Origin of the sequence: Nocardioides sp. (genome assembly GCF_014360585.1) — a bacterium.
Taxonomy (GTDB): domain Bacteria; phylum Actinomycetota; class Actinomycetes; order Propionibacteriales; family Nocardioidaceae; genus Nocardioides.
This window is the reverse complement of the sequence record NZ_JACIXG010000012.1, coordinates 36,732-51,495: the sequence shown is the minus strand read 5'-3', so window position 1 is coordinate 51,495 and position 14,764 is coordinate 36,732. Positions and strand designations below refer to the sequence as shown.

The window sequence follows — 14,764 nt, the reverse complement described above, 5'->3', positions numbered from 1 at the left end:
TTCTAGTCGAAGTTCCAGTCGAAACCGTGTGGGCCAGATCACAGTAGGACGCGCAGGGTTGGGCTCCGGTTGGCTGGCTATCGACTGGCCGCCAACCGCGCCCTGAGCAGCGGCAACGCCGGGTGGGCGCTCCCACCCACGCGGCGCAGACAGACGTCGACGACCTCGGTGTCGTACGGAGCCAGCTCGCTGTAGCTCAGCACCGCGTCGGGCTGCGGGTCGGCGATCAGCGCCTCGCGCAGCGCGACCGCGACGTAGTCGGCCATCTCGGCCAGCGCCGGGCTGTTGGTGCCGGGCAGGAGATCACCGCCGTACGCCTCGACGGCAGCGGCCACCCGGCCGTGCCGGACCAGGGCAAGGACCTGCTCGACGTCGGTCACGACCGGCATCAGCAGGCGGTAGGGGCGGGAGGCGACCTGGCCACCCAGCGCGTGGCGCAGGTGGGAGACCTCGGCCTTGAGCGTCGAGAAGGTGACCGCCTGGTCGCCGTAGACCATCGCGTGCAGCCGCTCGAGCGAGAGGCCCTCGGGGTGGAGCGCGAGCAGCGCGAGGATCTCGGTCTGGCGGCGGTTGAGCAGCAGCCGCTTCCCGTCGAGCCAGGTCTCCGCGGTGCCGAGCAGCGTGAGCACCAGGCCGGGCTGCTCGATCGCCTCGTCGCCACCTCGCTGGGTCGGCAGCTTCGGCAGCGCTCCCTCGATCAGGCGCGCCATCACCCGCGCGGTGGCCAGGCCGATCGGGTGGGTGCGGTCCCAGGTGGTGGAGAGGTCGAGGACGCCGAGGTGCTTGCCGGTGACCGGGTCGTGCAGCGGCGCCGCCCAGCAGACCCAGTTGTGCACGGCCTCGGCGTAGTGCTCGGGGCCGAAGACCATCGCCGGGGCTTCGGTGCGGTTGGCGAGGTCGAGCGCGTTGGTGCCGGCCGACCGGTCGTCCCATCGCCCTCCGGGCACGAAGTTCACCGACTCGGCCTTGTGGCGCATCACCCGGCCGCCGTACGTCCACAGGACCCGGGTGTCCGGGTCGGTGATCGCGATGACGAGATCACCGTCGTCGGCGGTGCACCGCAGCTCCTGCTCGACACGCTCGACGGCCACCTGGAGCGGGGAGTCGCGCCACATCTCCCGGGTCTCGTCCTCGTCGGCCAGCGGCGCCTCGCGCACGTCGGGTCTGATGGCCGTCGCCGAGCGCGTCCAGCTCGACAGGATCTCCGGCCTGACGAAGTCCTCGGCGGCATCGCCGCTCTCCACGAAGGCGGTCCACGCCCGCGCCGCGCTGATGCGGCGCTCCTGCAGATCGCTACGAACCATCACTCCCCCTTCGGAGCTCGGCCCTCGAGACTGGGTCCTGCCAAGGTAGCACCCTGTGACGTGCCTCACGATCCCCTCGGTGGTACCAGCTCGGCGATGGCACAGTGAGTGCATGGAGACGCGCACGGCCACGACCAAGGCCGACTTCGAGACCGCGGCCAGGCTGCAGGTCGACTTCAACACCGAGTACGGCGACCCCGCCCCGCCCACCGAGGAGCTCGCCCGGCACCTGAGCCGGCTGGTCGAGAACGGGGACACGACCGTGATGCTGATCGGCGACCCGGCGGTGGGCCACGGCATCACCCGCTTCCGACTGCGGTCCACGGCCGATGAGCTCGAGGCCTACCTCGCCGAGCTCTACGTCGTGCCCGACCGCCGCGGGCAGGGACTCGGCACCATCCTGCTGCAGGCGATCATCGACGAGGCGAAGGCCCGCGGTGTGACGTACATGGACCTGGGGACCAGCGAGGACGACACCTCGGCCCGCGCGCTGTACGAGAAGTTCGGCTTCGACAACCACGAGGGCCGCGGCTCCGGGCCGCGGGCGCTCTACTACGAGAAGGAGCTGTAGAGCTCCTTCTCAGCCTGGGGTGCTGACGGTCAGACCGGAACGCCTCGCTGCGGTTCGTCGTACGACAGTCCCCGAGCGATCCCGTGGAAGAGCATGGCGAGGACCAGGATGCCGGCGCAGACCAGTGCCACGACCGCCACCGAGGTGCTCTGCGACAGCTGGATCTGGCGGAGGCCGATCGCGCCCAGCGCCCAGGCGCAGGAGATCAGGAACGTCTGCTGTGTCCGTCTAACGCTCTTCGTGGATCCGTCCGGCGGTGATGGCCAGACGCTCGCCACTGCCGCCCCAGCGGCCGGCGATGATCTCGGCGGCGATCGAGATGGCGGTCTCCTCCGGCGTACGGGCGCCGAGGTCGAGACCGATGGGGCTGCTCAGACGGGCGATCTCCTCGTCGGTGAGGCCGGCGTCGATCAGACGGGCGAGGCGGTCGTCGTGGGTGCGACGCGAGCCCATCGCACCGACGTAGGCGATGTCGGGGAGGCGGAGGGCGACCTCGAGGAGAGGTACGTCGAACTTCGGGTCGTGGGTGAGGACGGCGATCACGGTGCGCTGGTCGATGCGGCCGGCCTCGACCTCCTGGTTGAGGAAGCGGTGGGGCCAGTCGACGACGACCTCGTCGGCCTCGGGGAAGCGGGAGTTGGTCGCGAAGACCGGGCGGGCGTCGCAGACGGTGACGTGATAGCCGAGGAACGCACCGACGCGGGCGACGGCGGCGGCGAAGTCGATCGCGCCGAAGACCAGCATCCGGGGCTTGGGCGCGAAGGACCAGACGAAGACCCGCATGCCCTCGCCGCGGCGCTCGCCGTCGATGCCGTAGGACAGGGTCTGATTGGTGCCCTGAGCCAGGAGCCCGAGCGCGTCGTCGTGGACGGCGTCGTCCATCCGCGCGCTGCCGAGCGACCCCTTGACCCCCTCTGGGCGGATGAGGACGCGGCGCCCGAGGATCTCGGGGTCGGGATGCTCGATGACGGTCGCGAGCGCGACCGGGCTGCCGCTGCGTACGTCCTCGGCGAGCTCGCCGAGCTCGGGGAACGTCTCCCTCGACACCTTCTCGACGAAGACGTCGAGGATGCCACCGCAGGTCAGACCGACGGAGAAGGCGTCGTCGTCGGAGACGCCGTAGCGGTTGAGCTCCGGGACCCCGGACCCGGCGACCTCGCGGGCGACCTCGTAGACGGCGCCCTCGACGCATCCGCCGGAGACCGAGCCGACCGCGGTCTCGTCGGGGCCGACGAGCATCGAGGCTCCCGGCGGCCTGGGTGCGGACTGGAACGTCGCCACCACGGTGGCGACCGCCACGGTCTCGCCGGACTCCCACCACTTCATCAGATCTTCGAGCACGTCACGCACGGGCGATCACCTCCACCAACTCCTCGTACGTCGCCAGCGAATGCCCGGCGACGAAGTCATCCACGTGCGGCAGCACCGCGACGATGCCTCGCTGCAGCGGTTCATATCCAACCTTGCCACGGTGTGGGTTGGCCCACACCACCCGATGAGCGAGACGATGCAGCCTCGCCGTCTGCTCCTCGAGGAGGGTCGGGTCGCCGCGCTCCCAGCCGTCGCTCGCGATGACCACCACGGCGCCTCTGGCCAGCCCCTGGTGTCGCTGCAGGAACGCCTGCAGGTTGTCACCGAGGCGGGTCCCGCCCGACCAGTCGGGCACCGTCTCGCCTGCCGCGGCGAGTGCTCGGTCGGGATCGCGGTGGCGCAGCGCGCGAGTGACGTTGGTGAGCCGGGTCCCCATCGTGAACACCGCGCCGCCCCTCGTGGTCGAGCTCGTCGAGACCACCCGGTGGGCGACTCGCAGCAAGACGTCCGCATAGGCGCTCATCGACCCGGACACGTCGATCAGCCACACGACGCGGCGCGGCCGCTCGCCGCGCCTGCGGTAGTGGATCCCGGCCGGCTCACCGAGGTGTCGCAGGCTGGCCCGCAGGGTGCGGTGGGCGTCGACCCGCCCGCGCCGCCAGGGGTCCTGCCTCGGGGTCCGTCGTCGCGGGGCTCGCGGCCGGAGGCGCGCGATCAGCGCGGCCACCCGCTCCTGCTCGGCCGGGTCGAGGTCGGCGACGTCCCGGTGACGCAGGGTCTCCAGATCGCTGGCGCGCGCCCGGACGACCTCGTCGGGGCCCTCGGCAGCCTCCTCCCCCGCCTGCGGCTCGGTCTCGGGAAGGGTGGAGAAGACCGAGACCGTACGCGGCGGCCCCTGCGGCTTCGGCAGCGTCGTCGTCGACCCGAACCAGGCCTCGAAGACCTGGTCGTAGCGGCGCAGGTCGTCCGGGCCGGCGCACAACGTGGCCCTTCCCGCTCGGTAGGTCGCGACCGGGTCGCCGGCGCCGACGATCGCCGTCGCCTGCAGGAACCCGTGGGCGCGGTCCTGGGTCACCGAGACCCCTGCTGCTCGGAGTGCTCGGGTGAAGCCGAGCAGGATCGCGGTCGGAATACCCGGTTCACCGGGTATCGCTGCACTTCTCTGGCGTTGGAATGCCTGAGAAGTGCAGCTATTGCCTGAGAAGTCGCTCATGCCAGCAGCCGGTCCAGGGCGACCCGGACGCGATCGGCATCCTCGCGGTGCTTCACGAGCGCTCCGAGCGTGGCCGCGGCGCTCTCCAGGTCCATCTCGGTCGAGCCGAGGTGGTGCAGGGCGCGCGCCCAGTCGAGCGTCTCGGCGACTCCGGGAGGCTTGAGCAGCGCGCTCGCGCCCTCTGCGCTGCGCAGCTGCTGGACCACCGTGACCACCTGGCGGGCGAGCTCGTCGGCGACCTCGGGGGCTCGGCTGCGTACGATCTCGATCTCGCGCTCCAGCCCCGGGTGGTCGATCCAGTGGTAGAGGCAGCGGCGCTTGAGGGCGTCGTGGAGCTCGCGGGTGCGGTTGGAGGTGAGCACGACGATCGGCGGGACCACAGCGGCGATCGTCCCGAACTCCGGGATCGTCACCCGATAGGTCGACAGCACCTCCAGCAGGAACGCCTCGAACTCGTCGTCGGCCCGGTCGATCTCGTCGACGAGCAGCACCGACGGCGCCTGTCGCAGCGCGGCCAGCACGGGCCGGGCGAGCAGGAACCGCTCGTCATAGAGGGACTTCTCGGCCTCCTCGACCTCGGCCGTGCCACCTGTCGCCTCGAGCGCGCGCAGATGCAGGATCTGGCGGGCGAAGTCCCAGTCGTAGAGCGCCTGGGTGGCATCGATCCCCTCATAGCACTGCAGCCGCACCAGCGGCAGGTCCAGCGCCTCGGCGACCGCCTCGGCGAGCGCGGTCTTGCCGGTGCCGGGCTCGCCCTCGAGCAGCAGCGGCCGCTGCATCCGCAGCGCGAGGAAGGTCACCGTCGCCAGCTCCGGATCGGCCAGATAGCCCGTCGCCGCCAGCCGGTCGGCGATCATCTCGGGCGTCAGCGACTCCATGGTCCTCAGCGTAGAGCGCGTGTCGTTGGTTGGTGGTTGGGCGGCGGGGTAGTCCGGTAGCGAACTGCCCATTTACCGGCGAGTAATAGGCAGGTCGCTACCGGACTACCCCGGCATCGCCCGTCACCGACTGTCGACGTCCCGCCCGCCAGCCAGGTCGCCGCACTCCACCAGGCGTACGTCGTGGGACCTCAGGTAGCGGCGGGCCCCTTCGTCGCCGACCGCGGCTTCGATGACCCTGGACCAATGGTCGCGGCCGATCAGCACCGGGTGGCCAGGGACGCCCGAGTACGCCGCGCGCGCCAACCCGGTGGTAGTGCCCGTCGAGACCACTCGTGAGACCACATCGGCACCGACATCCGGCAGGTCGACCAGGTGAACCACGGCAGCCTCCACGTCCGGCCCGAGCGTCTCCAGACCGACCCGAAGCGATGCTCCCATCCCCTCGTCCCAGTTTGCGGCGACGACGACCTGCTGTCCCTCCGGGAGCCGTGCTCGCGCCTCGTCCGCGGCGGCCCCGAGCACGACGAGCACCTCGTCGCAGCCGCCGTCGCGCAACACCTCGATCGAGCGGACCAGCCAGTCGTCGACGAGTGCCTTGGGCCCACCCATCCGCCGCCCGGCGCCGGCGGCGAGCAGCAGCCCCGCGATCATCTGGCCGTCACTTGAACGCGGTGGTGTACAGCTTCTGCAGATTAGCGCTCTTGGCGTCGCTGTAGCCGCAGCCGATGACCTTGCCATCGCCCTTGGCCGCGACCAGGTAGTCCTTGCCCTTCTCGAACTCGGGCATCGGGATCGTGCTCGGCGCCGGCAGGATGATCCGGACGGTGTCGGTGCCACCGACACCATCGGCGTACATCCACGTCTTGACCCGCAGGACGGCTTCATCCTTCTTCATGCTCTTCACGGTGCCCTCGAAGGCCAGCGCGGCGTTCTGCGAGAGCCACTTCGAGGTCGGCGGGAGGCAGCGGGCGGCGTCCGCGACGACGGTCAGCTCGGTCGCCCCGGCACCTCCGGAAGAAGCCGATGCCGACGGGACCGGCGCGGTCTCGGTGACCGTCGCGGTCGGCGACGGCGGCGCGGCAGCGGGATCGTCGGCGGTGTCGTCGGAGCCCAGGAGCCCGAACGAGGCGACGATGGCGACGAGCACGACCGCGGCAGCTCCGACCGCCGCCACCCAGCGCCACGGCGACCGCGGCTGCTCCATCCCGGTGTTCGGCCCGACATCGTCGCTCATGACCACATCATGCCTCATCCCTGGGTGCCATTCAGGGACCAGGTTGACACACGCAGGCGGGGCCCCGGCTTTGATGAACCCTGACCCCGCCCGCCGCTGCAGAACTTCACCCGGATACTCCCTTGGGCTTCAAAGCCCCCCAGATCCAGACGCTTCCCCGCAGTCGGCCACTGTGTGTGGAGCACCAATGTTGCGTTACCGAGCTGTTGTCGAGACAGTGTCGAAAGTCCCCAAAAAAGTGGGACCGCTGGGCCCCTCCTCATCGCCTGGTCAGGTCATGCCAGATGGCGATCGAGGAACCCGATGACGCGCCGGATCGAGAGGTCCCACTGCGGCCCGAAGGCGTGCTGCTCACCTTGGTAGACCCAGAGGCGCTGACGTACTCCCGCGGCCTCCATCAGGTCCCGGGTCGTGTAGGCCCATCTGATCGGGCAGGACTCGTCATCGGTCCCGTGGTGCATCTGCACCGGGACCTCGATGCGGTCGAAGTACGTCCGGGCCGACAGCCCTTCCCAGAACTCGGGCTGCTGCTCGGGATCGCCGTGCTGCCGGTAGAGCCGGGCAACCTCCTCGGGCCGCGACGGAACCGCCCACCGGTTGATGTTGTCGACGATGTCGGAGGAGACCGATGCGTACGTCACGCCGGCCCGCACCAGGTCCGGCTGGGCGACGAGCGCGTTCATCACCACTCCCCCGCCCATGGAGCGGCCGAGCAGGGCGGTGCGGTCGGGGTCGACGTACGGGAGTCTCTTCATCGCCTGGACCGCGTTGATGGTGTCCCGGGTGTAGCCGAGCCGGCTCTCGTCCTCCTCGGTGCCCTCCGGGATGGAGGATGACCCGGCGTGGCCGCGGTAGTCGGTGTGCAGGACGACGTAGCCCTCCCGCGCCAGCCGGTCCTGCTCGCGCCGAAGGCCCTGGCCGGTGACGTAGATGTCAGTGTCGATGTGGCCGTGCGCGAAGACCACGCCGGGGAACGGCCCCGCCCCGCGCGGCCGAAAGAGCACGCCGGTGATCGTGAGCGGGCCGCTCGGATGGCTGACCTCGAAGCGCCGATACGCGTCCGTGCTCCCCGACTCCCGCAGCACCTTCACCTCACCGCCCGGGAACTCCTCGCGCATCAGCTGCGGGAGCGAGACCTCGTCGGTCACCGGCGGCAGCGTCTCGGACGGGGACGGAGAGGGTGTGGCCGGGCTCGCCGAGGCCGACGGTGTCGTTCCGGGAGACGACGGCGCAGTGGCCGGCTCACCGCCGCATCCAGCGAGCAGCACAGCTGAGATCGCCAGCGCCGACATCGCCTTCGGACTCATGCCGTCGAGAGTAACCCGCACCCGTGAGCGGAGCACCAAGGTCGAAGATCACAGTCATCAGGTGGCTGCGATCTTCGACCTTGTGGTCACGGTCGGACGATCTGGGAGGTGATCGTCGTGTCTGTGATCTTGTCGTCGCTCGCCAGCAGCATCGCCTTGGAGAGGATGACGCTGAGCAGCTGGTCGCCTTCGAACGGCAGCATCACACCATCGGCGCCCTTCTCACCCCGGCCCGGCACGATGCACAGGTACTGGTCGTTGGGCGCCATCAGGATGTTGCCCGACCCCAGATGAATGCGATAGCGCCGTAGCCGCCCCTCCACCACCAGGAACCGGTCCTCGATCCGCGTCACATCCGCGATCGCCAGCCTGGGCAGCAGGCGGGAGAGCAGATCCTTGCGTACCTCAGCAGCCGCACCGAGCTCGCCGAAGGAGTACGAGCTCCAGTAGTCGCCCCAGGCGTCGCGACGCGCGCCACCGTTGTCCTGCCCCGCAGGGTCGCTGCCGATCGAGGCGACCCCGACAAAGAGGTCGACGTCCCTCAGCACCTCGCTGAGGACCCGCACCGGCACATCTCGCAGATGCACCGCATCGCGATCAGTGGTGAATCTGACCTGGTCGGTGAGCACATGGTTGAAGATGCCGGTGTCGTTCCAGTCGTCGTCCGCACCCCAGGGCCGGTCGACCCACAAGCTGGCGCGCAGCCCGTATTGCGGCAGCTGGATATGTGCTTGCTCGTCCGGTGCGTCGAACGCGCCTTGCAGGCGATAGCGCCAACCACGCCCGCGAGCAAGCGCCGCGAACTGGTGCTGCCTGATGATGTGTCCGGCGAAGCGGTTGGAGTAGAGGTCCGTACGTTCCTCGGCCGCCGTCAGCAGGTAGACCTCGCGATGTGCCTGCTTGAACGGTTGCACGACGCCCAGATCTTCGACCCGTCGACGCCAGGCGCCGACCTCCTCGGTCGGCACGGTCGCCGGGTGCCACAGCCGGATGCGATCCGTCGCGGCGACCTCGACAAGCTCACCGTCGATGTCGCGCAGCTCGCCATCGAACGCGACGACGGCCGTGAGCGACGCCCCGTTGTCCACCTGCCAGATCAGGTTGCGCGCGAGAACGGAGACCAGCAGATGGTCGACGTAGCGCTCCCGCCAGACGGCGGCGTCCCATTCCCGGTCATCGAGCAGTAGCCGTTCGAGCCGCATCCGCTGCGCGGCCACCATCGCCACGACATCCTTCGCCTGTACCTTGAGCGCCTTGAGCTCCTCGGCGAAGTCGCGCTTCACCGCGGCTGGCACTGTCTACCGGGTTTTCCCGTCCGCCGCCACGATCGTGATGCCAACCTTGCCGGCGGTGTACGCCAGGACCGCCGTGTGCTCTCCGAGAGCCAACTCCCTCCGCGCTCCGACGTCCAAGCCGTACGTCGGCACCACCCGCTCCTCGAACTCCTCTCGAGGGATCCCGAGCCGTTCCGCAGCCTCGTCGATCGCCGCATCGACCGACCTGACGGCCTGCGGCTGCTTGAGCACAGCCCGAGCCCGTCCTAGTTCCCCGGCACCCAGATCTCCGAGGCGAGCCAAGGCCCAAGCGGCGCCGGTTGCCACCCGCTGGCTCACCGGGCCGAACCCCGGAACCTTCGCCCACCCGGCTATGAGCCAACCTCCCACCGCAGTGGCCAAGCGGGTGTCGGCTGGCAGCGACGCCGCGATCCAGCACAGGCGGCGCAGCACATCACCTGTGATGCCGTCGACCTGTCCACGGGCTGCCGAGACCGGGAGCACAGACACCTCGAGCAGCATCACCACGGCCGTACGTAGATCTTCCGCGTCGTGGGCGTCGATCAGGCCATCGACCTTCTTGGTGAACACCGCGGTCGGCTTGGCCCCAGCGGACGACGCGGCGACACCGATCGCCGCCGACCCCGCGGCCGCAACCGTCGGAGGTTGGGACGCGATCCCCTGCTGCATCGCGGCCGCCCAAGGCCCTGCGGGGATCAACGGCTCATCGGAGTCACTGAGCAACTGGTCGATCTGATGGATCCAACGCTTCCGCTCAGCATCCATCCACGGTTGGCGGAGCGCCTCGCGCAGCACCCGGAGGAGCTTCTTCTCCTCAGGAATCCGATCGACGTCGCCGCCGCGTTCCAGCGCCCTGAGGACCGGCTTGACGAGATGCTCGACGTGGTAGGTCCAGGGCGCGCCATGGGTCGGCTCGGCTTCGCTGCCGCCCAGCAGCGAAGCAATCAGATCGACCCTGTCACCGGGACTCAACGCGATCTGCCGACGCAGCATCCCCGTCACGATGCCCGATGCGACGTTGCTGCCCCGTGACCAGGAACTCCCGGTTTGGTTCAGCTCACCCATGCGGCGCAAAGCACAGATCACCACGGCCGCACGAACGCTGTCCGGCGACTTCTGCAGGTCTGCCCAGACGCTCGACGCGCGAAGCCCTGCCGGGATGGCCGGCCCACTGGCCCGCTGTGCCGTCTCGGCGATGAGCGCCTCGACCACTTGGCCCGCGGCATCCTCGGTGACGGACTGAGCGATCGGTGTCATCAGCCACCCACCAACGGGGTGAGCTTGAGGAAGGACACCGCCGACCCAGTGCGCAGAACAACCCGTTCATCGAACTCGGTGACCTGACGGTCGTCGACGAGCAGCAGGAATCGGCCTCGTTCGAACGCCTCGACGGCGACCTTCGCCTGGATCTCCGCGTCGACCATGCGTGGCTCTCGCGGACCGTTGAGCGCCAGCTCTGCTTCGGGCGGCTGAACCAAGCCGCGGAAACCCCCGAGCACCTGTCCTGCGTTGTACGCCCGAACCTCCGATGCCACCCGGCTGATGATCAGCTCGCGCACCGTCACCTGCTCCGCCTCGAGCTGCAGTGCCAGTTCCTGCAGTACGTCTCCTGCGGTGGTCTCATCCCGCACCGTCACCTCGACTGTCATGCCGGCGGATCCTGCCACCCACCACCGACAAGGAGGATCAACCGAGCAGGTAGTCCGGGACGTTTTTGTCCCTCTACCAGCCAGTAACGGACAGGAACGTCCCGGACTATCCACAGATAGACGAGAAAGAGGGCCCCTCCCGAAGGAGGGGCCCTCTTTTGTGAGCTAGCGGGACGGGCTCAGCTGTGCTGATTGCTTCTTCGGCTTGCGCCTCAGAAGCCCATGCCGCCCATGTCGCCCATGCCACCGGTCGGGTCGCCACCAGCGGCGGCCTTCTCCGGCTTGTCGGCCACGACGGCCTCGGTGGTGAGGAACAGCGCGGCGATCGACGCGGCGTTCTGCAGCGCCGAGCGGGTCACCTTGGCCGGGTCGATGATGCCCGCGGCCAGCAGGTCGACGTACTCGCCCGTGGCAGCGTTGAGGCCGTGGCCCTGCGGGAGGCCGGCGACCTTCTCCGCCACGACGCCGCCCTCGAGGCCGGCGTTGATGGCGATCTGCTTCAGCGGTGCCGAGATGGCGGCCTTGACGATCGAGGCACCGGTGGCCTCGTCGCCCTCGAGCTCGAGCTTCTCGAACGCGACGGCGGCAGCCTGGATCAGCGCGACGCCACCGCCGGCGAGGATGCCCTCCTCGACAGCAGCCTTCGCGTTGCGAACGGCGTCCTCGATGCGGTGCTTGCGCTCCTTGAGCTCGACCTCGGTGGCCGCGCCGACCTTGATGACGGCCACGCCGCCGGCCAGCTTGGCGAGGCGCTCCTGGAGCTTCTCGCGGTCGTAGTCGGAGTCCGACTTCTCGATCTCGGCGCGGATCTGGTTGACCCGACCCTCGATCTGACCCTGGTCGCCCGAACCCTCGACGATGGTGGTCTCGTCCTTGGTGATGACGACCTTGCGGGCCTGGCCGAGCAGCTCGATGCCGGCGGTCTCCAGGGAGAGGCCGACCTCCTCGGAGATGACCTGGCCACCGGTGAGGATGGCGATGTCCTGCAGCATGGCCTTGCGACGGTCACCGAAGCCCGGAGCCTTGACGGCGACGGACTTGAAGGTGCCCTTGATCTTGTTGACGACCAGCGTCGAGAGAGCCTCGCCGTCGACGTCCTCGGCCAGGATGACCAGCGGCTTGCCGGTCTGCATGACCTTCTCCAGGACCGGGATCAGGTCCTTGACGCTGGAGATCTTCGAGTTGACGATCAGGATGTACGGGTCGTCGAGGACGGTCTCCATACGCTCCGGGTCGGTCACGAAGTAGGCCGAGATGTAGCCCTTGTCGAAGCGCATACCCTCGGTCAGCTCGAGGTCGAGCCCGAAGGTGTTCGACTCCTCGACGGTGATGACACCTTCCTTGCCGACCTTGTCCATCGCCTCGGCGATGATCTCGCCGACGGTGGAGTCAGCAGCGGAGATCGAGGCGGTAGCAGCAATCTGCTCCTTGGTCTCGATGTCCTTGGCCTGGGCGAGCAGCTGCTCGGTGACGGCGTCGACCGCCGCCTCGATGCCGCGCTTCAGGCCGGCCGGGTTGGCACCGGCGGCGACGTTGCGCAGGCCCTCGCGGACGAGCGCCTGGGCGAGAACGGTCGCGGTCGTCGTGCCGTCACCGGCGACGTCGTCGGTCTTCTTCGCGACCTCCTTGACCAGCTCGGCACCGATCTTCTCGTAGGGGTCCTCGAGCTCGATCTCCTTGGCGATGGAAACACCATCGTTGGTGATCGTGGGGGCACCCCACTTCTTCTCGAGCACTACGTTGCGGCCCTTGGGACCGAGGGTGACCTTGACGGCGTCGGCGAGGGTGTTGAGACCCTTCTCCAGACCCCGACGGGCCTCCTCGTTGAAAGCGATGAGCTTCGGCATTGCTCCTGCGATCCTTCACTTGGGAAGTTCGTTGGATCCGGTCCGATGGGTTGCCCGCGACGGACGACGCCACTTCCGGCAGAACCCTTCCCTGCCGCTCGCGACGCCTCAACGTCACCGGTCCGGTTTGTTGTCACTCTCATGGTAAGAGTGCCAGCCTCATGTTTAGCACTCGACCCCAGAGAGTGCAAGAAAATGGGCCCCGATCAGAGTCGTTTCGCAAGCTCGGCGAACTCCAGATCGTCACGCAGCGGGAGGCCGAAGCGCTCGTCGCCGTAGGGGAACGGCTCGAACCGCCCCGTACGCCGGAATCCCCGCCGCTCGTAGAACGCGATCAGGTCCTCGCGCTGGCGGATCACAGTCATCCGGATCTCCTCCGCGCCCCATTCGCGCGCGATCTGCTCGGCCTCGGCGATGACGGCCTTGCCGACACCGGCACCCTGGAGCTGCGGCGCGACGGAGAACATGCCGAAGTAGACGTACGCCTCGCGCTTCTGCAGCTGGCAGCAGGCGACGATCTCGCCCGGACGCTCGGCGACGAGGAGGCGGGATCCCGGCGCGGTGATCACCTCGCGTACGCCATCGGGATCGGTGCGCTGGCCGGCGAGCAGGTCGGCCTCGGTGGTCCACCCGGCCCGGGAGGCGTCGCCGCGGTATGCCGACTCGATCAGCTCGACCAGGGGGTCCACGTCGGAGAGGTTCGCGTCACGGAAGGTCAGTTCAAGCACGTCGCCGAGGGTAGCCGGAGCCAGCCGCCCGCTGGTCGAGCCGCGAGGCCGCCTGCGGCCGAGCGTGTCGACCAGCGGGGTGACCGTGTTCAGGCGGGCAGGTCCGGCAGGGCCGGCTGCCGTAGCCAGGCGTCGAAGAGCGGGGTGAGGTCGCGGCCGCAGACCTCGGCCGCGTGGGCCTCGAAGTCGGCGGTGGTGACCGAGCCGCCGCTGTGCTGGGACACCCAGGTACGCAGGAGCCGGAAGAACGGCTCGTCGCCGACCGTACGCCGCAGCGCGTGCAGGGTGACGGCTCCACGCTTGTAGACGCGGTCGTCGAACATGTCCTCCGGACCGGGGTCGGCGAGCACCAGGTCCTGCGGTAGCCCGGCCAGCCGGCGGTGGTGATGCCGGGCGTGCTCGCCGCACGCGCGCCCTCCGGACGCGTCGGACCACAGCCACTCGCTGTAGCAGGCGAAGCCCTCGTGCAGCCAGATGTCGCGCCATTCGCGCAGGGTCACCGCGTTGCCGAACCACTGGTGGGCGAGCTCATGGGCCACGAGGCGTACCTCCGCCCACTCGCCGGTGAGGTGGTTGCGCCCGAAGGTCGACAGCGACTGCGACTCGAGCGGGATCTCGAGCTCGTCGTCGGTGACCACGACGGAGTAGGAGGCGAACGGGTAGGGCCCGAAGATCGAGACGAAGTACGCCAACATCTCCCGCTGCCGCCCGAAGGAGGCGTCGAACTCGGCGGTGGCGTCGACCGGGTACGCAGCCCGGATCGGCACCTGGCCGCCCGGCCCCTCCGCCGGCGCCATGTCGACGACGCGGTAGCGCCCGATCTGCACCGTGGCGAGATAGGTCGCCATCGGCTCGGCCTGCCAGTAGCGCCACGTCTCCCCGCTGCCGCGGCGTACGCGGGAGGTCAGCTCGCCGTTGGAGACGACCGCGTAACCGGGCGCGGTGGTCACGCTGATCGCGTAGCGGGCCTTGTCGGAGGGCCGGTCGTTGCAGGGGAACCAGGTCGGCGCACCATGCGGCTGACCTGCGACGATGACGCCGTCGACGAGCTCCTCCCAGCCGGCGTCGCCGTGATGGGAGAGCACGACCGGACGGGGCTTGCCGGAGTATCTGACCGTGACCACGAACTCCTCGCCGGCCGCGATCCGCGAGCGGAGGTTCAGCACCAGCCGGTGGTCGTTGTGGGCCCACTTGGCCGGCGTACGGCCGTCGACCGCGACCTTCTGCACACGCAGGTGGGCGAGATCGAGGACGACGCGGCTGATGTCCTCGACGGCGACCGCGCGGATCGTGGCCGTGCCGGCGAGCCGGTTGCCGACCAGGTCGTAGGTGAGCTCGAGGTCGTAGTGGGTCGCGCTCCACGACAGGTCCCCGTGACCGGGAAGGTAGGGATCGGCTGTGGGGAGGTTCGGCACGGCGGTCAT

14 protein-coding genes are annotated in these 14,764 nt (G+C 69.2%); 1 reads left to right on the top strand and 13 read right to left on the bottom strand.

Annotation, left to right across the window (positions count from 1 at the left end):
* Window positions 1-77: 77 nt before the first annotated feature.
* On the bottom strand, window positions 78-1,304 hold the full coding sequence (locus H5T77_RS06410; RefSeq protein ID WP_292646554.1) for a helix-turn-helix domain-containing protein: 1,227 nt from the start codon (window positions 1,302-1,304) through the stop codon (window positions 78-80).
* A 112-nt stretch (window positions 1,305-1,416) separates the two neighbouring features.
* Here H5T77_RS06410 and H5T77_RS06405 point away from each other — a divergent pair, with 112 nt between their 5' ends.
* On the top strand, window positions 1,417-1,875 hold the full coding sequence (locus H5T77_RS06405; RefSeq protein WP_292646551.1) for a GNAT family N-acetyltransferase: 459 nt from the start codon (window positions 1,417-1,419) through the stop codon (window positions 1,873-1,875).
* A gap of 228 nt (window positions 1,876-2,103) precedes the next feature.
* Here the strand turns inward: H5T77_RS06405 and H5T77_RS06400 are convergent, their stop codons facing one another.
* From H5T77_RS06400 to H5T77_RS06345, 12 genes are all read right to left on the bottom strand, one after another.
* Window positions 2,104-3,225, bottom strand: coding sequence for an XdhC family protein (locus H5T77_RS06400; protein WP_292646548.1), 1,122 nt, complete (start codon window positions 3,223-3,225; stop codon window positions 2,104-2,106).
* Complete coding sequence (locus tag H5T77_RS06395) at window positions 3,218-4,261, bottom strand: vWA domain-containing protein (RefSeq protein ID WP_292646545.1); 1,044 nt, start codon at window positions 4,259-4,261, stop codon at window positions 3,218-3,220. The genes H5T77_RS06400 and H5T77_RS06395 overlap by 8 nt, the downstream gene beginning before the upstream one ends.
* 134 nt (window positions 4,262-4,395) lie before the next feature.
* Window positions 4,396-5,277, bottom strand: a complete 882-nt coding sequence (locus H5T77_RS06390) for an AAA family ATPase (protein WP_292646542.1) — start codon at window positions 5,275-5,277, stop codon at window positions 4,396-4,398.
* A gap of 123 nt (window positions 5,278-5,400) precedes the next feature.
* Complete coding sequence (locus H5T77_RS06385; RefSeq protein WP_292646541.1) at window positions 5,401-5,931, bottom strand: nucleotidyltransferase family protein; 531 nt, start codon at window positions 5,929-5,931, stop codon at window positions 5,401-5,403.
* Between the two features lie 7 nt (window positions 5,932-5,938).
* Window positions 5,939-6,514 carry a hypothetical protein gene (locus H5T77_RS06380; protein ID WP_292646539.1) on the bottom strand — a complete coding sequence of 192 codons (576 nt, stop codon included), beginning with the start codon at window positions 6,512-6,514 and terminating at the stop codon, window positions 5,939-5,941.
* 275 nt (window positions 6,515-6,789) lie between these two features.
* Window positions 6,790-7,821 (bottom strand): alpha/beta hydrolase family protein, encoded by a 1,032-nt coding sequence (locus H5T77_RS06375; protein WP_292646536.1) that lies wholly within the window; start codon window positions 7,819-7,821, stop codon window positions 6,790-6,792.
* 86 nt (window positions 7,822-7,907) lie between these two features.
* Window positions 7,908-9,116 carry a DUF4132 domain-containing protein gene (locus H5T77_RS06370; RefSeq protein ID WP_292646534.1) on the bottom strand — a complete coding sequence of 403 codons (1,209 nt, stop codon included), beginning with the start codon at window positions 9,114-9,116 and terminating at the stop codon, window positions 7,908-7,910.
* 3 nt (window positions 9,117-9,119) lie between these two features.
* Entirely contained in the window at window positions 9,120-10,373 is a 1,254-nt protein-coding gene (locus H5T77_RS06365) for a hypothetical protein (protein WP_292646531.1), read from the bottom strand.
* Window positions 10,373-10,765 (bottom strand): hypothetical protein, encoded by a 393-nt coding sequence (locus tag H5T77_RS06360; protein ID WP_292646528.1) that lies wholly within the window; start codon window positions 10,763-10,765, stop codon window positions 10,373-10,375. The genes H5T77_RS06365 and H5T77_RS06360 overlap by 1 nt, the downstream gene beginning before the upstream one ends.
* Before the next feature lie 212 nt (window positions 10,766-10,977).
* Window positions 10,978-12,612, bottom strand: a complete 1,635-nt coding sequence (gene groL, locus H5T77_RS06355; protein WP_292646525.1) for a chaperonin GroEL — start codon at window positions 12,610-12,612, stop codon at window positions 10,978-10,980.
* Between the two features lie 206 nt (window positions 12,613-12,818).
* Complete coding sequence (locus tag H5T77_RS06350; protein ID WP_292646522.1) at window positions 12,819-13,340, bottom strand: GNAT family N-acetyltransferase; 522 nt, start codon at window positions 13,338-13,340, stop codon at window positions 12,819-12,821.
* An 89-nt stretch (window positions 13,341-13,429) separates the two neighbouring features.
* Window positions 13,430-14,764: a M1 family metallopeptidase gene (locus H5T77_RS06345; RefSeq protein ID WP_292646520.1), complete on the bottom strand. Its 1,335-nt coding sequence runs from the start codon at window positions 14,762-14,764 to the stop codon at window positions 13,430-13,432.

Bases quoted from the DNA above. Each gene is read 5' to 3' on its own strand.
- H5T77_RS06360 (WP_292646528.1), bottom strand. From the start codon at position 10,765: ATGACAGTCGAGGTGACGGTGCGGGATGAGACCACCGCAGGAGACGTA.
- H5T77_RS06390 (WP_292646542.1), bottom strand. From the start codon at position 5,277: ATGGAGTCGCTGACGCCCGAGATGATCGCCGACCGGCTGGCGGCGACG.
- H5T77_RS06365 (WP_292646531.1), bottom strand. From the start codon at position 10,373: ATGACACCGATCGCTCAGTCCGTCACCGAGGATGCCGCGGGCCAAGTG.
- groL (WP_292646525.1), bottom strand. From the start codon at position 12,612: ATGCCGAAGCTCATCGCTTTCAACGAGGAGGCCCGTCGGGGTCTGGAG.
- H5T77_RS06380 (WP_292646539.1), bottom strand. From the start codon at position 6,514: ATGAGCGACGATGTCGGGCCGAACACCGGGATGGAGCAGCCGCGGTCG.
- H5T77_RS06405 (WP_292646551.1), top strand. From the start codon at position 1,417: ATGGAGACGCGCACGGCCACGACCAAGGCCGACTTCGAGACCGCGGCC.
- H5T77_RS06385 (WP_292646541.1), bottom strand. From the start codon at position 5,931: ATGATCGCGGGGCTGCTGCTCGCCGCCGGCGCCGGGCGGCGGATGGGT.
- H5T77_RS06345 (WP_292646520.1), bottom strand. From the start codon at position 14,764: ATGACCGCCGTGCCGAACCTCCCCACAGCCGATCCCTACCTTCCCGGT.
- H5T77_RS06410 (WP_292646554.1), bottom strand. From the start codon at position 1,304: ATGGTTCGTAGCGATCTGCAGGAGCGCCGCATCAGCGCGGCGCGGGCG.
- H5T77_RS06375 (WP_292646536.1), bottom strand. From the start codon at position 7,821: ATGAGTCCGAAGGCGATGTCGGCGCTGGCGATCTCAGCTGTGCTGCTC.